Raw genomic sequence first — 20,452 nt, forward strand, 5'->3', positions numbered from 1 at the left:
CAGCGGCGTTTTCACGTGCTGCCAGCGGTCCCGTCATGCGCCGTCAGCGGTCTTTGCCAGTGCTGGTCGCGCTCAGCAGCGATAGCGGTAGGCGAGGTGTTCATCCTTGCGCGGGCCGGTGATGCGCCAGTCGAGATCAAAGCCCAGGGCATTGCCCGCCTCATCGCGCACGATGACCAGCGTGGCGGCGTAGAGATCATCGATACACAGATGCGCTTCACGACTGACGAAGTGGTCTTCGCCTCGAGCGCTGTCGGCCACCAGGTCGAACAGGAAGACGGCGGCATCGCGGCCACGTCGTTCATGACTCAGCGACAGCGCGGCGCCATCCGCGGCCAGCTGCCAGCGATAGCGGTTGTGGAAGTTGACGCTGGATGACTGGCCCTCGAGCTGGAACTGGCCCTGCTCGAGAAATACCACGCTCTCCGCCTCTTGCTGAGCCGTTTGTCGTGACTCATCGCGAGGGGGAGCAGCGGCTTCGCGGGTGACCGTCACCTCGCCGCTACCCTGGCCAGACCAGGCATTGTGCGAGGCCGGGCCGGAGCGTGACGAAAAATCCAGCCGGCGGATCTGCGCGAGCAGCGCATAGAGGGTTACAATTGGTGTCAACTTCTTCTGGCTACCGGGTTTACTCGTCATGTCCTACCTGATTGGTGTCACGGCCCTCTGGGCCTTCTCGTTTTCCTTGATCGGCGTCTATCTGTCCGGTCAGGTCGATAGCTATCTGGCCGTACTGACGCGTATCGCGCTGGCGTGCCTGATCTTCGCGCCGTTCCTGCGCCCGCGGGCGATCAGCGGACGCCTGCGCTTCCAGTTGATGGCCATCGGCGCGATCCAGCTCGGCCTGATGTACATCTTCTTCTATCGCTCCTTCCTGCTGCTGCCCGTGCCGGAAGTGCTGCTGTTCACCATCTTCACGCCCATCTACATCACCTTGCTCGATGACCTGATGAACAAGCGCTTGTCGCCATTCTACCTGCTGACCGCCGCGATTGCGGTGCTGGGTGCGGCGATCATTCGCTACGACGGGGTCAGTGACGGCTTCTGGCTCGGCTTTGCGGTCGTGCAGGGTGCCAACCTCTGCTTCGCCATCGGACAGGTGGCCTATCGTCAGGTCGCTCCGCAGCTGCCGGCGGATGTCGCCCATCGCCATGTGTTCGGCTGGTTCTATCTCGGTGCGCTGGCACTGGTGATCGTGATGTTCCTGCTGTTCGGCAGTACCGACAAGCTGCCGTCGCAGCCGGTGCACTTCGTGGTGCTTGGCTGGCTGGGCATCGTGGCCTCGGGGCTGGGCTACTTCCTGTGGAACAAGGGCGCGACGCGGGTGGATGCCGGCACGCTGGCGATCATGAACAACGCGCTGGTGCCGGCGGGCCTGCTGGTCAATCTGCTGATCTGGAACCGCGACGCCGACCTGGTACGTCTGGCGCTGGGTGGGGTGGTCATCGTGGCGGCACTGGTGATCAATCAGGTGTGGGCGCGTCGCCGCGAGCAGGCGCTGCGCATGGCCTGAAAGACTGCGCCATAAGGAAATCCAGACATCGCATCTCAATCAGCCCTCGCCCTGTGCGAGGGCTTTTTGCAGGTGAGTGGTGAGGCGCGCCAGTATGCCCTGCTGGCGGGGAATCTCGTCAGAGGGTCGTGCAGCATTCTGCGTCGCTTCCTCGCCGAGCTGGGCTGCATTCAGACGCAGGCCGGATTGTTCGACATTGAACAGGCTGCCGGGAAGGGTGGCGATGCCTGCGTTCAGCAGGTCCTGATGCAACTGCTCCAGCTGGTGCGCCTCAAGGCTTGGCAGGCCACACCATTGCAGATAGCCGCCGCTTGGTGGCGGCAGCCAGACGCTGTCGCCCAGCGCTGCGCTCAGGTGCGCGCGCAGACGCTCCAGGCGCTTGGCATAGCAGCGTCGCATGCGCTGCACATGGCGGCCGTAATCCCCGCTGGTGATCAGTTCGCTCAGGGCGGCATGCATCCACGGCATGTCGCCCATTCCATTGGCCCAGCGCGTCCGAATCATCGCCTGCAGCCCCAGTGGTGACTCCTGCTCGGGTCGTGACAGCCACAGCCAGCCGCAGCGGGTGCGGGGGTCCAGCGTCTTGGAAAATGATCCGAGGCTGATCAGCGCAGGCATCGGCCTGTCGGCATGGCGGTGGGCGAGGTCGGCCAGCCATGGATGGCGGGTATCGAAGCTCAACTCGGCAAAGGTGGTGTTCTCGACTATCAGGATGGCGTGGCGGGCCGCCAATGTCAGCAGGCGGTGGCGATCTGGCGTGCTCAGTTGTCCGCCCAGGGGATTGTGGCCATCCGCGGTCACGATCAGGGCATCCAGCGTCAGGGCGGGCGTCTCGGCATCATGGCGTTCGAGCAGACGTTCGAGTGCCTCGACATCCAGTCCCTGGTGTGCATGGGCAGGGATGGCAATCGCCTGATGGCCCTGGGCTTCGATGGCGGCCACGATGCCGAAATAGCCCGGCGCTTCGACGCCGACCCGACAGCGGCCCTTGGCGGCGCGCAACTGGCCGAGCAGCAGTGACATGCCATGCTGCGCTCCTTGGCTGATCAACAGGGCATCGCTGTCACAGGGATGGCCGTGGTGGCTGAGGTGCTTAGCGATGGCAGTGCGCAGCGCGCTCGAGCCTGGCGGCAGGGCATAGGCGCTGGGGTGCTGGGCATGCGCCCCGAGCTGAGTGCGCGCCAGACGATACAGGCGTCGCACGGCGGGGGCGTCCAGCTCCGGGTGAGCGGCACCCAGCGGCGCCAGGCGCGGATCACTGGCATCCGCCATCGCCTGCCAGGCCGGGTCGCTGATGGTGAGGGTGGTGATGGCACGCGGTTTGTGATGTGACTCCCGCTGCCCGTGCTGCGTCTCGCCGGGATGACGGGATGAAGCCGAGCTGGTCTGTGAGCCGGCATTGAGGTCGTTCACATCATGTGCAGCCTGCGTCGATGGTGCGACCCGATAGCCGGCACGCGGTTCGGCGATGATCAGGCCCGCCGACTCCAGCTCGCCATAGGCACGAATCACGCTGTTGAGGCCGAGCCCCGACTGTGCCGCCTGCCGCCTGAGCGAAGGCAGGCGCTGTCCTGCGCTCAGTTTGCCCGTCGCCATCTGGGCCTTGAGTCGCTCGACCAGCTGCTGATAGCGCGGCAGCGTCGCGGCTGTGGCGCCTGAGCTGGCGATTGAGCTGGTGGTTGAGTTGATGGCGTCGTCGGCAAGCGAAGGGCGGCTGGCGGACGAAGCGTGCTCGGCGCATGACATGCCTGTCTGTACCCCTTGAATTGGTGATTATCTGTATCTTGTGCCCCCTTGAGGGTTCGCGGCAAGCTGAAGGCTCATGTCGTGGCCCCGTCGGTGCACGTTCTGCACCTGCCTATGGGCCGCCCGCTTGTCATTTCTCTCGCTGGAGTCTGCGTGATGTGGATGCCACTTTGCTTCGTGTTTCTGTTCGCCAGCGGCTTCATCGCCGCGCGCTTCGGTACCCTGGACGCTGAACCCTTCACCTTGCTGCTGGTGCGCAGCCTGCTGGTGCTGCCGGTGCTGGGGTTGATTCTGTGGCTGCGCCGCAAGCCGCGTCAGTGGGGCCGGCGCAATGACCGTCTGGCGCAGATGGGCATCGGCATGCTGTTGCACGGCGCCTATCTGGGCGGCGTGTTCGCGGCGGTCAAGGCGGGGCTGCCGGCGGGTCTGACGGCGCTGCTGGTCAGCCTGCATCCACTGGTGACGGCGGCGTTGTCGCTGCCGTTGTTCGGCGTGCGTCTCGGAGCCAGGCAGTGGGCGGGGCTTGGCTGTGGCGCCATCGGCGTCAGTCTGGTGCTGGGGGCAGGGCTGGCCAGGGACGGCGCGGGCACCCTGGAGTGGCCGCTGATCGGGCTCGTCTGGTGCCTGGTGGCACTGATCGGCGTGTTCAGCTCGACACTGTGGCAGAAGCGGGTCTCCGGGCGCATGGGGTTGGTCGAGGGGCTGATGTTCCAGTATCTCGGTGCGGGCGCGGTGTTCGTCGTCGCCGCGACCAGTGTCGGCAGCTTTGCCTTTGACCCCACGCCGCGTCTGCTGCTGACCATGGCCTGGCTGGTGATCGCCATCTCGGTCGGTGCCATCTGGCTGCTGATGCTGATGCTGGAGCGTGGCGAGGCCCATCAGGTCGCGCGCACCTTCTTCCTGGTGCCGCCGTGTGCCGCGCTGATGGCATGGTGGCTGTTCGATGAGCAGTGGACCGCGCTGATGGTGGCGGGCGCCGCACTGGTGGTGCTGGGGCTGGTACTGGACCGCCCGCGTCCGGGCAAGGTGAGCAAGGCGCCGGCGGAGGACGTCACGCCGCCTTCGCCTTCAACTCCCTCAACGACCTCAACCTCAACAGTTTCAGCAACTTCCAATGCTTCGGCAACGAACAGTGGGCAAGCCGCCCCGCGCTGAGGCGTGCCGAGCGCACAACTCACAACGCACAGTACACCAGGTGCAACGCACAACGCACAACGCACAACGCCCCGCCGGCCCGAGATGGGCTGGCGGGGCGTTGTCGTCTCTGGCCCGTCAGAAGCGCTAGCCAGGAAGTGGCTGATCAGAAGCGATAGCTGATCCCGGCCATGGTCACGATGGGATCGATCTCGACCTTGTCGTTGACGCTGCCCGCCACGGTGACATCGGAATCGATATCCAGATACCAGGCGGCGACGTTGGCCGCCCAGTGCTCGTTGATCACCAGATCGACGCCGACCTGTGCGGCCGCGCCCCAGCTGTCATCCATCTCGAGCTTGGTGCCATCGTCGAGGGTTTCATCGGAGAAGTGGGTGTAATTGACGCCCGCGCCGATGTACGGCTGGATGCGCGATTCACGCCCGCCAAGCGGGTAGTACTGCAGTGTCAGGGTCGGCGGCAGGTGGTCGACGGAACCGGCTTTCTGGCCATTGAGCGAGATATCGTGGTCGAAATCCTGCGCCGCCAGCAGCTCGATACCGAAGGTGTCGGTGAAGCGATAGCCGAGAGTGAAGGCAAAGGCGCTGTCATCATCGACATCCACGTCGGCACCGATGGCATCGATGCGACCGTTGTCACTCTTCGGCGAGACCTTGGCGACACCTGCACGCGTCCAGAACTGCCCGGCGCCGTAGTTGAGAGAGCTGGGAGAGTTGAGAGAGCTATGAGAGCTGGCATTCAGCGAGTCGGCGGCCATGGCCGGTGTGGCACAGAGAGTCGCGAGGCCGGTGAGGCCTGCCAGTGCCAGAAGCTGCCACGGGCGTGCTGCAGAGCGCGGGCTACGTGAAGTCAGGTGCGCGGGGAGGGAGGCTGAGCGAGTGACGACGTCGGGCATGATGGCTCCTGAAGGATGGCGGGAAACAATGCCTTCATTCTAGGTAGCCGAATTTCGAGAAATTTGATCTGGGGCAAGAGTTTACGGACGTTCTTGCCTGGGCAGGAGCCTGGTTGATCCAGGTCAATTTCTGCGCGGCGCCGCTCAAGATTGGCCATGTAGCCGTTGATTGCCCACAACGAAAACGCCGCAGACCCTGAGGTCTGCGGCGTTCGTGTGTGATGCCCATCCGGCGCCTGGACGGCTCGATGTTGCCGAGGTCCATTGCTGGCGCTTTAGGGAATGATGCGGCACCACACGGCTTGCCGAGTACTCGCTGGAGGCATGTTCACGCCTCGTGCAAGGACTTAGAAGCGGTAGGTGACACCGGCACCGACAGTGACCGGATCCAGCTCGGTGTCGTTCACGTCCTGACCGGCGATCTTGGTATCGGCCTTGACGTCAGCATAACGGGCGTAGCCATTGACGGCCCAGGCTTCGGTGATCTTGAGGTCCACACCCAGCTCGGCAGCGGCGCCGTAGCTGTCGTCGATGTCCATGCTCTGGCCACCGGCAGACTCACCGGAGAAGTGGGTGTAGTTCAGGCCGACACCAGCGTACGGCTGGACGCGGGCTTCAGTACCGCCCAGCGGGTAGTACTGCAGCATCAGGTTGATCGGCATCTCATCGAAACCACCGGCGCTGTTTTCCCAGTCAGTGCTGAATTCTTCAGTGGACTGCAGGGCGATGGCCAGGTTGTCGTGGAACATGTAGCCCACGGAACCGGCGAAGCCAGATTCGTCCTTGGCGATCAGACCGTTGCCGTTGTTGCTCTTGCCGTCGACCTTGGCAACGCCACCGCGCAGGAAGGTATCACCCTTGCCATATGCCATGGCGGATTGTGCGCCCATTGCCATGGTGCCGGCGATAACAGTAGCGGTCAGGATCTTGATAGCTTTCATGTGTAGTTCTCCTTGAAGCTTGGCTTCGTGAGCTGCCTGTCAGCAGTGCCTCGCTACCCTACGGCGTGGGCCGTGTGCTCTGCGTGGCTGCGTCGATCAGGGGACGCTGCAAACTATAAAAAACAGCGTTCTGTTTGGCAAGTATTTTTTAGAACGTTGTTTGAAAACTTGTTGGGCGTCCTGTTAGCAGATGTTACCGATTATTTCAGGGAAGTTTAATGTCTCACGAGTGAGACTTGAGATGACGCATTTGAGCGACATTCCCATTCATCCTCGCGCAAGGTGACCAAGACCTTGGTCGCATGCCGTGCGCAAGGTTAGTGATCACTACGTCAAGGATCTTTGCCGGCCTCTTAAGGCTCAGCGACGCTTGCGTGCGGCGCGTGCTTCCAGCTGTTCCAGCCACTGACTGACCTCGGCGCTCTGCGCATCCGCATCGCGATAGACGGCAAGAAATTGTCGCCATTCATCATGCTGCCAGCCCTTCAGGCGGCGCCACAGCACGTAGAGATCGCGCAGGCACTCGTGGCGGCGCAGCACGAAGCGGCGCGTCTTCTCGAGATCGATGATGACGGCGTCCATCTGCCAGGTGCTGTCCGGCGACTCACTCGGCGGGCGGCTCAGGAAGATGTGCTTGGGGAACAGACAGCCATGCATCAGGCCAGCCTGATGGATCTCGCGAACCAGGCGAGCGCTGGCGGTGATGACCTGAGAGCGCATGCCGGTATCGAGTTCCGCCCAGCGTTGATGCCAGTGATCCAGATCATCGCGCCCGGCGAGATCGAAGGTGATCAGGATGGCGCGCCATTCCCGGCCTGCGCGCCGCTCGCCGTACCAGCCGGCGTCCACTGCCGGTATCCCCAGCGCGTGATAGTGACGGATGGCACGCCATTCGCGAGAGAAGGTCGGTTCGCCCAGCGGTCGCGCCAGGCTGCGGCCCAGATGGTTGGTCTGGCGTTTGAGGTAGAGGCGATGGCTGTTGCCGTCCTCATCCTCGAGTGTCAGCAGCGAGACCGTCGAGACGCCGCCGCGTTCACGATTCGGCGCGTCGACGTCGTGGGCTGCCACTTGCCACAGGGCATCGAAGCTATTGAGGTCGTGCTGCTCCAGCAGGCGGGCAAGCCCGGCTTCGCAGTAATCGCCGTGGCCGCGCGGCGCCGTGGCGCTGGGGCTGGTAGTGGCGGTATGACCAGCAGAGGGATGAACGGGGGAGCGATGCGTCATGTCAGGTAGGAATCACGGTCTCGGGTGATGGGCGGTAAGCGTGCACTGGCAATCCTTGTCGGTGAGCGCTGCGATGACTGGCCATGATAGTTAGCCTGCTGGGGAAGTGACAGGCCTGTGGCACAAAACTCTCCTTCCCACTGCGGCAATGGCGTGAAGGCGTGATGGCTTTCTGCGTGGCGCTGGCGCTGCTTGGGTGCGCCAGTCGGTCGCAGCGTGGTTGAACGTCGCAGTGTGGTCGATGGTCGCAGCGCGCGCAGAGGTGCGAGGAGTCAGCGTTGAGTTAGCGCCAGGCCAGCGATGCCCGTCGCTCCAGCATCCATGCGGCTTGCAGCGGAGTTGTCCTGTAACGACAGGCACTTGGCGGAGGTGGCGGGTGCGACATTCGCTCGGTGAGTGCGACAACCTGACATCTGGAGGCTGGCGCGGGAGGGTAGACAATGCCGACCAAGGTCTTGGTGCCACGGTGCCAGTGCCTGTGTGCTTGCCGGCGACAGTCGGCCTGATGTGTCCGCCCGACGTCGATGGCAAGCGCATGCAGGGACGGCGCCTGACCGTCCGCCTTATCGCAAAGGGGTTAAGACATGATCTCCGATACCGTCGTGGAGCTGTCGCGGTTCCAGTTCGGCATGACCGCGCTCTACCACTTCCTGTTCGTACCATTGACCATCGGCATGGCCTTTCTGCTGGCCATCATGGAATCCCTGTATGTCATGACCGGCAAGCAGGTCTACCAGGACATGACCAAGTTCTGGGGCAAGCTGTTCGGTATCAACTTCGCCCTTGGCGTGGCCACGGGCCTGACGATGGAATTCCAGTTCGGCACCAACTGGGCCTACTACTCGCATTACGTCGGCGACATCTTCGGTGCGCCGCTGGCCATCGAGGGCCTGGTGGCCTTCTTCCTCGAGTCCACCTTCGTCGGCCTGTTCTTCTTCGGCTGGGACCGCCTGACCAAGCGTCAGCACCTGATGGTGACCTGGCTTGTCGCCTTCGGCTCCAACTTCTCGGCGCTGTGGATCCTGATCGCCAACGGCTGGATGCAGAATCCGGTCGGTGCGGCCTTCAATTTCGAGACCATGCGCATGGAGCTGACCAGCTTCGCGGATGTCATCTTCAATCCGGTCGCCCAGGCCAAGTTCGTGCATACCGTGTCGGCAGGCTATGTGACCGGCGCCATGTTCGTGCTCGGCATCAGCGCCTTCTACCTGCTCAAGGGGCGTGACCTGGGCTTTGCCAAGCGCAGCTTCGCCATCGCCGCCGCCTTCGGCCTGTTCTCGGTGGCCTCGGTGATCGTGCTGGGCGATGAGTCCGGCTACGAGGTCGGGGATGTCCAGAAGGCCAAGATGGCCGCCATCGAGGCGATGTGGGAAACCGAGCCGGCGCCGGCGTCCTTCACGCTGATCGGCCTGCCCAACGAGGAGACCCAGCACACCGATTACGGCATCCATATTCCCTATGTGATGGGCCTGATCGGTACGCGCTCGCTGGATACCGAGATTCCCGGCATCAAGGAGCTGACCGAGGAGCACCGCGGGCGCATCCTCAATGGCATGCAGGCCTATGACCTGCTCCAGCAGCTGCGTGATGGCCAGGACGACATCGCGACCCGCAAGGCCTTCGATGCGGTCAAGGATGATCTCGGCTACGGCATGCTGCTCAAGCGCTACGTCGAGACTCCGTCTGATGCTACGCCTGAGATGATCGACAAGGCCGCCGCCGACTCGATTCCGCCGGTCGCGCCGATGTTCTTCTCGTTCCGCATCATGGTCGCCTGCGGCATGGCGATGCTGGTGATCTTCATCGCGGCGGTGTGGATGACCGCCAGGCATCGCTTCGACGTGCGTCCCTTCCTGTGGATCTGCCTGCTGTCGATCCCGCTGCCGTTCATCGCCGTGGAGACTGGCTGGTTCGTGGCCGAATTCGGGCGTCAGCCGTGGGCGGTGGGGGAGATTCTGCCGACCTTCATGGCGGCCTCGAGTCTGGATGAGTCCGACCTGTGGTGGTCCATCGGTGGCTTCCTGGCCTTCTACAGCCTGTTCTTCGTCATCGAGATGTGGCTGATGTTCCACTTCGCGCGCAAGGGGCCGTCTTCCCTGCACACCGGTCGCTATCACTTCGAGCGCGGCGGCAACCGCCACGGCGCCATGTCCGAAGATGACGGCATGTCACTCAATCCTTCGCTGTCATTCAAGGAGTAACGGATCATGTGGGATTACGAGATCCTCAAGCTGTTCTGGTGGGTGGCGGTAGGGCTGCTGCTGATCGGCTTCGTCATCACCGATGGCATGGACATGGGCGCGGCGATGCTGATGCCGCTGGTCAGCCGCAATGACAGCGAGCGCCGTGTGGTGATCAATACCCTGGCCCCGCACTGGGATGGCAATCAGGTATGGCTGGTCACCGCCATCGGCGCGGTGTTCGCGGTGTGGCCGGTGGTCTACGGCGCCGTGTTCTCCAGCTTCTATTTCGCGATGCTGACCATCCTGTTCTCGCTGTTCTTCCGCCCGCTGGGCTTTGACTACCGCTCCAAGCTCGAGAACACCCAGTGGCGTGGCTGGTGGGACCGCGGCATCGTCGCCGGCAGCCTGATTCCTACCGCCTTCTTCGGGTTGATCTTCGGCAACCTGCTGCAGGGTGTGCCGCTGGAAGTCGATCAGTTCATGCGTGCCAGCTACGCCGGCAGCTACCTGGGGCTGTTCAACCCCTTCGCTCTGCTGTGCGCTGCGCTGTCCGTGGTGATGGTGATGCTGCATGGCGGCACCTGGCTGGTGGCACGTGCCGATGAGACCGTCGCTGCACGCAGCGCGCGTCTGGTGCAGCCGCTGGGCCTGCTGACGCTGGGGCTGTTCGCGCTGGGCGGGCTGTGGGTGTGGTTGTCCGGCATGGGCTACAGCATCGATCAGATGGGCGACACCGCCTCGGCCCTCAAGCTGCTCGACAAGCAGGTGGGGCCGGGTAGCTGGCTGGATGTCTATGCACGTGAGCCGCTGACGTTGCTGGCACCGCTCAGCGCGATCGCCGGTGTGCTGGCCGCGATGGTGCTGTCGGCTCGGCGCAAGGGGGGCGCGGCCTTCACGGCAAGCTCCGTCGGGGTAGGAGGTGTGGTCGCCACCGCAGGCATCAGCATGTTCCCGTTCATCGTGCCGTCCTCGCGCATGAGCGAGGCCAGCCTGACGCTGTGGGATTCCGTTTCCAGCGAGCTGACGCTCTCCATCGTCACCGTGGCGGGGCTGGTGATGGTGCCGACCATCATCCTCTATACCACCTGGTGCTACGTGAAGATGTGGCGTCGCATCACCGTCGCGCATATCGAGCAGGACGGTCACAGCCTGTATTGAGGTGCGCTGACCTGAATTGAGTTGAGCTGGCTGAGCCAATTGCTTCCATTTGCTATCAAAAGACGAGGGCAGTGCCCTCGTCAGGAGACGACACCATGTGGTATTTCGCCTGGATTCTCGGTGTGTTGCTGGCCTGCTTCGCGGGCATCATCAATGCATTGTGGCTTGAGCAGACCCACACCTTTGACGATGATTGAGTGAGGCGGTCCCCAACGTTACTTCTGCGCCGCTGACCGTTCCGATCAAGGAGAGCTCGATGTCACGACCCTGGTACGCCTCACGACCACCGGCCTGGTGCCGAACTCGACCTGCCCATCTGGCCTCGCTGCTGCTGTCTGCCATGGTGGCCATCTGGATGCTGCTGGGGCCGGATGCGATAGCCTCGATGCCGACAGGGCCGCGCTATCTGATGTTGCTGGTCGCGCTGTGGGGGCTGGGCGCCGGCTTCACACATGGCGTCGGCCTGGTGCCGCGCCATGCGACTCGCGCCTGGCTGCTGGGGGCGCCGCTGAGCTGGTGTCTTCTGCTCATCACGCTGGTGGCCCTCGCGTCCAGCCAGTAACGCGATTGCGCAGATTCTATTCATTACATCAACAAACACGGCCGCTCCCTGGAGCGGCCGTGCTTGTTTAGGGCTAAAGGCATGGCTCAAGGGCATGGCTTGCGAGCCCTTGAGTGATTCAGGCTTTACTTGTCGAGGCCGCAGGCTCTATAACGCAGCGAGGTGGCGTCGCGCTCATTGCCCCGCGCAGGCCGCTCTCACAGGCCGTTCTCACAGACCACTCTCGCAAGCCCTTGCCGGCCCCGCAGGCCCTCGTGATCGCTCGTGGGCTCTTGCAGGCCCTTGCCGATGTCTGGCGCTATGCAGGGGCTTTTCACGGATTCTTGCAGTCGGCAGACCGGTTCGCGCTGGTCACCGCCAGCATTGACGCTGCGTTGTATTCGTCGCCCTCGGCCCCAAGTGGTAATGGAGCGGAGGGAGGAGAGGCACCGATCGAGAGCGAGAGTGTCTGGTAAGGCGCTGGTGCAGCGCCTGTGGCCTCTTCATTCTCACCTTGTCAGATGATGATGCCCTGGCGTGCATGAATGACGGGGCTCTCGATGGAGGAAATACCATGCGGTCCTCAGCTGATGCATCCTGCGGCCAGACGTCTGGCAGGCAGTCCTCGACCTCGTCGGGGCATATTCCCCGCGACATGTCGCGCCGCCTTTCCGGTGACTGGGTCCTGTCATTGGTGGTGCCGGTGATGAACGAGGAGGAGACCATCGGTCTCTTTCTGGAGGCCATCGAGAAGACACTGGGCTCGCAGGTGCCGCATCTTGAAGTGCTGTTCGTCGATGATGGCTCAACCGACGGCACCCGGGCGTGTCTGGAGGCCGCGGCGTCCGGAGATGCCCGCGTGCGCTACCTGAGCCTGACACGCAACTTCGGCAAGGAAGCGGCCATGTCCGCGGGCATCGAGCAGGCGCGTGGTGATGCCATCGTGCCGATGGATGTCGATCTGCAGGACCCGCCGGAGGTGATCCTCGAGTTCATCAGCCAATGGCAGGCCGGCTACGACATGGTCTATGGCGTGCGCGCCGCGCGCCATGAGGACACCGCCACCAAGCGCAAGACGGCAGGCTGGTTCTACCGCGTCTTCAACCGCCTGACCTTCACCGAGATACCGCGCGATGCAGGCGACTTCCGCCTGCTGGACCGCCGTGTCGTCGAGGCGCTGCGGCGCCTGCCCGAGCGCAACCGCTTCATGAAGGGCCTGTTCTCGTGGCCCGGCTACCGCTCGGTGGGCGTCACCTACCAGCGCCCGTCGCGCACGGCCGGTACTACCAAGTTCAACTACTGGAAGCTGTGGAACTTCGCCCTCGACGGCGTGGTGAGCTTCTCGACCTGGCCGCTGCGGGTCTGGACCTATATCGGCAGTGTCGTCGCCGCTCTTTCCTTCCTCTATATCCTGGTGATCATCAGCAAGACGGTGCTGTTCGGCGCCGATGCGCCGGGCTATGCCTCACTGATGGTCGCGATCCTGTTCTTCGGCGGCATGCAGCTGATCTCGATCGGCGTGCTGGGCGAATACCTCGGTCGCCTGTTCATGGAAACCAAGCAGCGTCCGCTTTACCTGATCGACCATGACAGCCTGCACGACAGCCCGCCGGGCAGCGTGTCACCGGACAGGGGCCTCGACAGCGGCCTGAGCACTGCGCGCGTCGTGCGCGGTGGGCCACGCGACGCGGCGCGAGGTGAATCACTTGAGCGCTGATCGTGAAGGCGTCAGCGAGTCCGAAAAGCCAGTCACTGCCCGCGCCAGGGAGGAGGCGGGCACCGCGACCCGCTTCGGGCTGGTCGGGCTGGCCGCGACGGGCGTGCATCTGGGCGTCGCCGCCTTGCTGCTGTTCCTGTGGCCGCAGCTCAATGAATTCATCGCCAATATCATTGCCTTCTGCGTCGCCTTCCAGGTCTCGCTGGTCGGCCATCGCCGGCTGACCTTCAAGCGCCAGGGCAGTGCCTGGCGCTTCGGACTGGTCGCGGCGGGCGGCTTCGCGCTCAACAATGGCCTGTTGGCACTGCTGATGCAGGGGCTGGACCTTTCGGGCTTCGTCGCCATTGCGATCGCCACGCTCTCGGTGCCTATCGTGACCTATCTGGCCTCACGGCTGTGGGCCTTCAAGGAAGACCATGCATGAATGACAGCGTCACCGCAGGGCCGCGCTCGATGCTGGGGGAGCGCCTCAAGACATTGGCGGCCGAGACGCCGCCCCCTGCCGAGGCACTTGCGCGGGCGCAGGCCGTGCACATTCCCTGGGGGCATATCCTGCTGGCATTGCTGGTGACACGCGCCGTCTGGATCGCCATCGCGCTGTGGGGCGATCACGGCTATCTGCACGCCATGGCGCAGTTCGACGGCAGCTGGTTCAAGGGCATCATGACGCGCGGCTACGATGTCGAGGCGCGCGGCATGAGTGATGGCGACGCCGCCAACTGGGCCTTCTTCCCGCTCTATCCGGCACTGCTGTGGCTGGTGACGCTGGGCGGTCAGCTCGACCCCGAACTGATGGGCGTACTGCTGAGCAATGCCTTGCTGGCCGTGGCGCTGGGGCTGGGCTGTCGTTATCTGGCCATCACGCGTCCCGGCGCGCCGTTGCTGCTGTTCGTGTGGCTGGCGGCCAGCATGCCGTACAGCTTCTATTTCAGCGCGCTCTATTCCGAGTCACTGTTCTGGCTGCTGTGTCTGGCGTCATTGATCGACTGGCGCTGCCAGCGCACCGGCCGCGTGATGCTCTGGACGCTGCTGTTGTCGATGACCCGTGCCACCGGGGTGTTCTGGGTCATCGCGATGGGAATCGAGCTTGTGGCGCGCCTGCGCCTGCGGGCCTTCGCCGAGCTGTGGCGGCGGCCCGATTGGCTGCTGATCGGCATGGTGGGGCCCCTGGGGTTGTTTCTGTTCATGGCGCTGCTCTATCTCCGGATGGGTGACGCGCTGGCCTTCAGCCATGTGCAGATTTCCTGGGGCCGTGAGATGGGCAACCCTCTGACCAACCTCATTGAAGGGCTGAGCTACTGGCAGAGCGCGCCGGAGACGCTGCGCCCGGCGTGGCAGGCGAGCATGGCACTGGTCGGTGTCGGCCTGATCGGCTGGCTGGGCCTGCAGCGGCGCTGGCTGGAGATGGGGCTGGCGGGCTTCACGCTGTTCATACCGCTGGCGACCGGGCTGGACGCCATTCCGCGCTACATGATCGGCATGCCGGTGTTCGTGCTGGCCCTCCATGACCTGCTCGTGCGGCTGCCACGCACGCTGGCCTGGGGTCTTGTCATGCTGGGTGCGCTCGCTAATCTCTGGCTGGTGGAGAACTGGTATGACGCCGTCTTCTGGCTCGTCTGATGCGCTGTATGGCGCGCCACGGCCGCGTCGCAGCCAGCGGGTCTGGTGGCTGCTGGCCACCGTGGTGGTGCTGGCCTTCGAACTCGCCATTCTGTGGCTGGCGCGCACGCCCAGGGTCGATGATCACTATCGGCGCTACTTCATCGAGCATGCCACCACCTGTTACCGGCCGATGGGCGAGGTGCCGGTACTGACGCTTGGTGAGCGCTACTCCGTCCGCAAGGGCGAGCCGCTGGGCAATTGCGGTGTGCTGTGGGCCGGTTTCTACTCGCCTCAGCCAGACGTGCCGGTCAGTGCGCGGCTGGCGGAGGTCACCTTGCGTCTGCGGGTGGCGCCCGAGGTCTCGCCGGCAGGTTCACAGGCGGTGGTCGTGGCGCTTGAGCTGTCACGCTTCCCGGATTCGGCCACCGCGCTGCCGGTGGAAGTCATGATCAAAGAGCAGACCGTCACGCGCTGGCCGGTGGGCGGTGATTATGAGCGCTTCGAGGTCGAGGTGCCCGCCGCGCTGATCGCGAGCGATGGCAGCTTCAGCCTGACCCTCAAGGGGCCGCCGCCCATTGCGCCGCGCGATGTGGGGTTGGATGCCAACAAGTTTCCCGTGGGCCTGCGTCTGGACGCGCTGACGCTGCGCTCACCGCTGGGACTGACACCCGCTCGGGCACAGCCCTGAATGGATGAATGGCCTGTCAGGGCACGCTGCTTCAGCTGCAAGAGCACTGACGTGACGCCGATAGTCAGGTAAATTGTGCGCGCGTGAATACCCAATGATCCGTTCGGCCGAGTGTCGGTGCGTCCCCGGCGCGCGCCTCGTGCCCTATAACGATAAAGCACCCGGTGGTCTGCTGACTGCCACGCAAGGGATGCTCAAGGAGTTGTCGTGGAATTTTTGAATGCCATTCCCATGGATACCAGTCAGCTGTTCGAGATGGGGCTGCAATGGGGCGGAACCCTGCTGTCGGCGCTGGCCGTGCTGGTCTTCGGCATGTGGGTCGCCAAGCGTCTGACCCGGTGGGCGACCTCGCTGCTGCACCGCAAGAGCATGGACGAGGCGGCGGCCGGTTTCGTCGGGCAGATCGCCTACGCCATCCTGGTGGTCATGGTGCTGCTGACCGCTCTGGATCAGCTCGGTGTCGATACCACCTCCATGATCGCCGCGCTGGGTGCGGCGGGTCTGGCGATCGGTCTGGCGCTGCAGAGCTCGCTGTCCAATCTGGCCTCCGGCTTCCTGCTGGTCACGCTGCGGCCGTTCAAGAAGGGCGATTACGTCGAAGCCGCCGGCACCTCCGGTAGCGTCGATCAGATCACCATGCTGCAGACCCGCCTCGTGACGCCGGACAACCGCAAGGTCACCGTGCCGAATTCCAGCGTCATGTCCAACACCATCACCAACTATTCGGCGCTGCCGACGCGTCGTCTGGACCTGGTGGTCGGTGTCAGCTATGACGATGACATCCGTCAGGTCAAGGCGGTGCTCGAGGAGCTGGTCGCCGGTGACGAGCGCATCATGAAGGAGCCGTCCCACCTGATCGCCGTGTCAGAGCTGGCCGACAGCTCGGTCAACTTCAACTTCCGCATGTGGTGCAGTGCGGCCGACTACTGGGCGCTGAAGTGGGACATGACCGAACGCATCAAGCTGACTTTCGATGAGCGCGGCATCAGCATTCCCTATCCGCAGCGCGATGTGCACTTCCATCAGGCCAGTACGCCGGCCGAGTAACTTGCGCATCACCCATGCAGGTCGACAACGCCACCCTCGGGTGGCGTTTTTCATGGGCTTTCGTCGGGGCATTCCATCGCGCCCCGAGTCAGGTACTCTCGAGGTCATCCGTCCTGGGTGTCGTTCTGATCGGGAGTCCAGTGCATGACAAGGTCGCAGTCGTTGTCCCAAGCGTATGATGCCGCTGATGCCCGGCGGCGTCAGGCGTGGCGCATTCTGCTTGCCAGCCTCGTGGTGATCGGCCTCGGGCTTGTGCCATTGATTGCCACGCGCGAGCTGTATCTGGATGACATGAGCCGCGCGCTGGATGGCTATTACGGCTGGATGCTCAATGCGCGCCCGGCCGCCGAGGGCATCATGCGTCTGCTGGGCTTCGGCGATGTGCTGGTCAATGTCGCGCCCTTGCCACAACTGGCGGCCTGGGGGCTGGCGTCGGGCATGGCGCTGGCCTGGTGGCGATGGCTGCCGGGGCTCTCGCTGACGGGCTGCGTCGTGGGCAATGCGCTGATCTGGTTGACGCCCTTCATCCTGCAGAATTTCAGTTACGCCTTCGATAGCCTGCCGATGAGCGTGGCGCTGGCCAGTGCAGTACTGGCCAGTCTGTTGCTGCGCCCTGGAGGGAAAAGCGGGGGAGAGGGAGAGCAAGCCGGAGGGGGAGGCGAAGGGCGGGGCCTGTGGCAGGCCTGGCAGCCACCGCTGAGTGCCTTGCTGCTGTTGTTGCTGGCGCTGTGCTGCTATCAACCGGCTTTGAATGCCTTTCTGGTGCTGAGCCTGCTCGAAGCCCTGTTCGCGGGCGCTGCCAGCACGTCACTGTGGTCGCGCTGGCGGATGCTGTTGCAGCGTGGGGCGTTGGCCGCCGTGGCCTTGCTGCTCTATCTGCCCATCACGCGGCTGCTGGTGGCGGGCGAGTACAGTCAGCAGCATGGCCAGATGCTGCCCTTCGCCGACCCGCAGGCCTTGCTGGCGGGGCTCGAGCACAACCTGAGCGTGGCGCTGGGTGAACTGCGTGAGGGGCTGGGGCAGGTCACGTTGTTGCTCAGTCTGGCGCTGCTGGCCGGGGCGGCGCTGTTGCGACTCCTGCCTCGCGGCGCGCCTGTGCGACATGAAACCGCTGGCGCGCCCGAGCTCAGGTCTCGCTCGGCGCGCCAGCTATCGCTGCAGCGCATGAGCTGGGCCCTGTGGGCGCTGCTGCTGGTTCCTGCTCTATGGGGGCCGATGCTGTTGCTGGCCGAGCCGGTATTGCATTCGCGCACTCTGATCGCCTGGGGGCCGCTGCTGGGTGGCGCCCTGATGCTGGCTCAGAGTACGAGTGAGAGTGTGAGAGCGAGCACGGAAGCAAGCGCAACGCCGAGCATGACGGAAGCGGCCACCACGCAGCGCAAGTCACCTGGCTGGCGGCGGCTGATGCAGTGCCCTTTGAAGCAGTGCCTGTTGATCGTCGCCTGCCTGTTGCTGGTGCGCCATGTGGTGATCTTCGCCGCCTGGAGCAATGCGCTGGCCGCCCAGCAGGCTCATGAAACGCAGCTGGCTCGCACGCTGGTGGCTCAGGCGCGGGAGCAGGGCCTGCCGCTGGACTCGCCCCGCGACGCCGAGCGCTACCAACCGCGCGATGCCTTGCCGGTACTGGTGCTGGGCGAGGCGCCAGTGGCGCCGCTGGCGCGGGTCGCTCGCCAGCAGGTGGCGGCCGTGGGCCAGAATCTGGTTGCCGCCTTCACGCCCGACAACTACTGGGCCGTGGTGCGGCTGCGCCTGGCGGGCGCCAGCGCGGTGACCTTGCTGCGCGATGAGGCGCTCAAGGCACGCCTGCAAGCGCATTCGTCCTGTGCGCCTGGCGATGCTGCCAGTCAGTCCTCTGATCAGCCCACCAGTCAGACCTCAGCCCCTTCATCCGCTCAATCTCAACTTCTGTCGCACGTGCAGTCTCGAGTGCAATCGCCAGCGCTGTCACTGCAGGAGGGCGTCTGGGTGATCGATTTTCGCAAGCCTCGTCAATGTGATTAGGCCATGCGAGTCAGTCATGTAACCAGGACATGCAAGGGGCTCACAAGAGGGATCCATGAAAGCGAGAGTCAGTCATGACAAGTGGCCATGAACGACAACGCCGCCCCGAGGGGCGGCGTTGTCGTGTTGCCGATGTGAACGGCAATACAGGCTTCGACAGTGTCCTGTCACACCTCGATCAGGCGTGGTTCTCGACCTTGTCGAATTCCGTGGTGATCTCATCAGCCGGTGCTGCGCTCATGATGCTGACCACGTAGATGGCGATGTAGGCGAAGATGACGCCCGGCACGATCTCGTAGAGATCGAAGATGCCACCGGAAAGCTGCTTCCAGACCACCACGGTCACGCCACCGACGATGATGCCGGCCAGCGCGCCGAAGCGGTTCATGCGACGCCAGTACAGCGACATGATCAGAGCCGGACCGAAGGCGGCACCGAAGCCGGCCCAGGCGTAGGACACCAGACCCAGCACGCTGGAGTTCGGATCCAGCGCCAGGATCCAGGCGATGATGGCGATACCGACCACCGCGAAGCGACCGACCCACACCAGCTCGGACTGGGTCGCATCCTTCTTGAACAGCGCCTTGTAGAAGTCATCGGCCAGGGCAGAGGACGACACCAGCAGCTGGGAGTCAGCGGTGGACATCACGGCAGCCAGGATGGCGGCCAGCAGCACGCCGGCAACCGCCGGGTGGAAGATGAAGTTCACCATGACCATGAAGATCTTCTCGCTGTCGGCCAGGTCCTTCGGCACGTAGACGAGACCCAGCAGGCCGATGCAGATGGCCGCGAACAGACCCAGCGCAGACCAGACCACGGCGATGGTACGTGCCGCGCCGATGTCCTTCTCGCTGCGGATGGCCGCGAAACGCGCCAGGATATGCGGCTGACCGAAGTAGCCCAGGCCCCACGCCAGTGAGGAGACGATGCCGACCAGCGTCAGCGCTTCGCCGGTGGAGGCGTCACGGAACCATTCCAGCAGCAGCGGGTTCTCGGCGGTGATGCGCGAGGTCGCTTCTGCCACGCCACCCATGTCGGTGAGTGCCACGATGGGCACCACGATCAGGGCGGCGGCCATCATCAGACCCTGGATCAGGTCAGTCCACGACACGGCGAGGAAGCCGCCGAAGAAGGTGTAGGACACGATGGCGATGGTACCGACGGTCACGGCGATGGTGTAGTCGAGGCCGAAGACGGTCTCGAACAGCTTGCCACCTGCCACCAGACCGGAGCTGGTGTAGAAGAGGAAGAACAGCAGGATGAAGACGGCCGAGATGACGCGCAACATCTTGGAGTTGTCACGGAAGCGCTTCTCGAAGTAATCCGGCAGGGTCAGCGAGTCGCTGGCGATGAAGCTGTAGATACGCAGGCGCTTGGCGACGATCAGCCAGTTGAGCCAGGTACCGGCCAGCAGACCGATGCCGATCCAGGCAGCGGACAGGCCGCTGAGGTAGGCAGCACCGGGCAGGCCCAGCAGCAGCCAGCCGGACATGTCAGACGCACCGGCGGAAATGGCGGACGTCCAGGGGCCCAATGAGCGGCCACCCAGGATGTAATCCGACATGTTGGAGGTGCGCTTGTAGGCCAGCAGGCCAATGCCGAGCATCACCGCCAGATAGATAGCGAACGTGATGAGTATGGTGGGGCTGTTATCGACCATCGTGGAGTAAATCCTTTGCATTTATTGTTGTCGGACGGCGAGCGTCGTGATGATTCACTGCCAGTGACGGTTCCTGTCAGACCGTCGCCGGGAGTCCTGCGTCATGCATCGAACGTCCTTCGAGGGCCATGTCGCGGCGGCTCTCGCAAGTTCCTGCCAATCTTGTACGTTCAGACTAGCGCATAAACGAATCTTCTGACGATCGTCCGTCCCCGCATATTGCCGTCGAGTCAAAAGGGAAAACGGCAACGGACACCGCAGGGCACGAACATGAGGGGCCAGTCGCTGGCGATTCATGTCCGTGGGCGTCCCTGTCGGTGTCCGGGGCAGATGACGGCCTGGCGTGCTCGCCGTCATCCACTGGGCATCGTCCTGATGCCC

The 20,452-nt window shown here is 63.9% G+C and carries 18 protein-coding genes; 12 read left to right on the top strand and 6 right to left on the bottom strand.

The window, feature by feature from the left end; all coding sequences use genetic code 11:
- Window positions 1-72 precede the first annotated feature (72 nt).
- Window positions 73-639, bottom strand: coding sequence for a DUF6314 family protein (locus tag AC5WNI_RS05590; RefSeq protein WP_285460251.1), 567 nt, complete (start codon window positions 637-639; stop codon window positions 73-75).
- On the opposite strand from AC5WNI_RS05590, the gene AC5WNI_RS05595 reads away from it, so the two are divergent.
- Entirely contained in the window at window positions 638-1,513 is an 876-nt protein-coding gene (locus AC5WNI_RS05595; RefSeq protein ID WP_175089779.1) for a carboxylate/amino acid/amine transporter, read from the top strand. The two genes, AC5WNI_RS05590 and AC5WNI_RS05595, sit on opposite strands and share 2 nt — an antisense overlap.
- A gap of 39 nt (window positions 1,514-1,552) precedes the next feature.
- Here the strand turns inward: AC5WNI_RS05595 and AC5WNI_RS05600 are convergent, their stop codons facing one another.
- A complete protein-coding gene (locus AC5WNI_RS05600; RefSeq protein WP_368448574.1) occupies window positions 1,553-3,259 on the bottom strand; it encodes an aminotransferase-like domain-containing protein in 1,707 nt (568 codons plus the stop codon).
- A gap of 156 nt (window positions 3,260-3,415) precedes the next feature.
- Here AC5WNI_RS05600 and AC5WNI_RS05605 point away from each other — a divergent pair, with 156 nt between their 5' ends.
- Entirely contained in the window at window positions 3,416-4,414 is a 999-nt protein-coding gene (locus tag AC5WNI_RS05605; RefSeq protein ID WP_368448576.1) for a DMT family transporter, read from the top strand.
- 145 nt (window positions 4,415-4,559) lie between these two features.
- Here the strand turns inward: AC5WNI_RS05605 and AC5WNI_RS05610 are convergent, their stop codons facing one another.
- The 3 genes from AC5WNI_RS05610 to AC5WNI_RS05620 form a co-directional block, all read right to left on the bottom strand.
- On the bottom strand, window positions 4,560-5,171 hold the full coding sequence (locus AC5WNI_RS05610; RefSeq protein ID WP_495929169.1) for an OmpW/AlkL family protein: 612 nt from the start codon (window positions 5,169-5,171) through the stop codon (window positions 4,560-4,562).
- Between the two features lie 485 nt (window positions 5,172-5,656).
- Complete coding sequence (locus AC5WNI_RS05615) at window positions 5,657-6,250, bottom strand: OmpW/AlkL family protein (RefSeq protein WP_175089782.1); 594 nt, start codon at window positions 6,248-6,250, stop codon at window positions 5,657-5,659.
- A gap of 360 nt (window positions 6,251-6,610) precedes the next feature.
- Window positions 6,611-7,474 (bottom strand): lipopolysaccharide kinase InaA family protein, encoded by an 864-nt coding sequence (locus AC5WNI_RS05620; RefSeq protein WP_285460254.1) that lies wholly within the window; start codon window positions 7,472-7,474, stop codon window positions 6,611-6,613.
- A 584-nt stretch (window positions 7,475-8,058) separates the two neighbouring features.
- Here AC5WNI_RS05620 and AC5WNI_RS05625 point away from each other — a divergent pair.
- The 10 genes from AC5WNI_RS05625 to AC5WNI_RS05670 all read left to right on the top strand — a co-directional run bounded on the left by AC5WNI_RS05625 (window position 8,059) and on the right by AC5WNI_RS05670 (window position 18,411).
- Complete coding sequence (locus AC5WNI_RS05625) at window positions 8,059-9,675, top strand: cytochrome ubiquinol oxidase subunit I (RefSeq protein WP_368448578.1); 1,617 nt, start codon at window positions 8,059-8,061, stop codon at window positions 9,673-9,675.
- Between the two features lie 6 nt (window positions 9,676-9,681).
- Complete coding sequence (gene cydB / locus AC5WNI_RS05630; RefSeq protein ID WP_217485875.1) at window positions 9,682-10,815, top strand: cytochrome d ubiquinol oxidase subunit II; 1,134 nt, start codon at window positions 9,682-9,684, stop codon at window positions 10,813-10,815.
- Between the two features lie 95 nt (window positions 10,816-10,910).
- Window positions 10,911-11,012 (top strand): cytochrome bd-I oxidase subunit CydX, encoded by a 102-nt coding sequence (gene cydX, locus AC5WNI_RS05635; protein WP_024951692.1) that lies wholly within the window; start codon window positions 10,911-10,913, stop codon window positions 11,010-11,012.
- 59 nt (window positions 11,013-11,071) lie between these two features.
- Window positions 11,072-11,377, top strand: a complete 306-nt coding sequence (locus AC5WNI_RS05640) for a cyd operon YbgE family protein (protein WP_368448582.1) — start codon at window positions 11,072-11,074, stop codon at window positions 11,375-11,377.
- 553 nt (window positions 11,378-11,930) lie between these two features.
- Window positions 11,931-13,073, top strand: a complete 1,143-nt coding sequence (locus tag AC5WNI_RS05645; RefSeq protein WP_368448584.1) for a glycosyltransferase family 2 protein — start codon at window positions 11,931-11,933, stop codon at window positions 13,071-13,073.
- A complete protein-coding gene (locus tag AC5WNI_RS05650) occupies window positions 13,063-13,497 on the top strand; it encodes a GtrA family protein (protein ID WP_368448585.1) in 435 nt (144 codons plus the stop codon). Before AC5WNI_RS05645 ends, AC5WNI_RS05650 begins: the two co-directional genes overlap by 11 nt.
- The gene (locus AC5WNI_RS05655; RefSeq protein ID WP_368448587.1) at window positions 13,494-14,693 is read left to right on the top strand and encodes a putative hexosyltransferase; all 1,200 of its coding nucleotides are present in this window, start codon (window positions 13,494-13,496) and stop codon (window positions 14,691-14,693) included. The genes AC5WNI_RS05650 and AC5WNI_RS05655 overlap by 4 nt, the downstream gene beginning before the upstream one ends.
- Window positions 14,668-15,363 (top strand): hypothetical protein, encoded by a 696-nt coding sequence (locus AC5WNI_RS05660; RefSeq protein WP_175089788.1) that lies wholly within the window; start codon window positions 14,668-14,670, stop codon window positions 15,361-15,363. The genes AC5WNI_RS05655 and AC5WNI_RS05660 overlap by 26 nt, the downstream gene beginning before the upstream one ends.
- 207 nt (window positions 15,364-15,570) lie before the next feature.
- Window positions 15,571-16,410, top strand: a complete 840-nt coding sequence (locus AC5WNI_RS05665) for a mechanosensitive ion channel family protein (RefSeq protein WP_282627817.1) — start codon at window positions 15,571-15,573, stop codon at window positions 16,408-16,410.
- A gap of 162 nt (window positions 16,411-16,572) precedes the next feature.
- The gene (locus AC5WNI_RS05670) at window positions 16,573-18,411 is read left to right on the top strand and encodes a glucosyltransferase domain-containing protein (RefSeq protein WP_368448591.1); all 1,839 of its coding nucleotides are present in this window, start codon (window positions 16,573-16,575) and stop codon (window positions 18,409-18,411) included.
- 178 nt (window positions 18,412-18,589) lie between these two features.
- Here AC5WNI_RS05670 and putP read toward each other — a convergent pair whose 3' ends face one another.
- Window positions 18,590-20,071, bottom strand: a complete 1,482-nt coding sequence (gene putP, locus AC5WNI_RS05675) for a sodium/proline symporter PutP (RefSeq protein ID WP_279838110.1) — start codon at window positions 20,069-20,071, stop codon at window positions 18,590-18,592.
- Window positions 20,072-20,452: the final 381 nt, after the last annotated feature.

It is taken from the genome of Cobetia sp. PDI-12MA, from assembly GCF_059507695.1.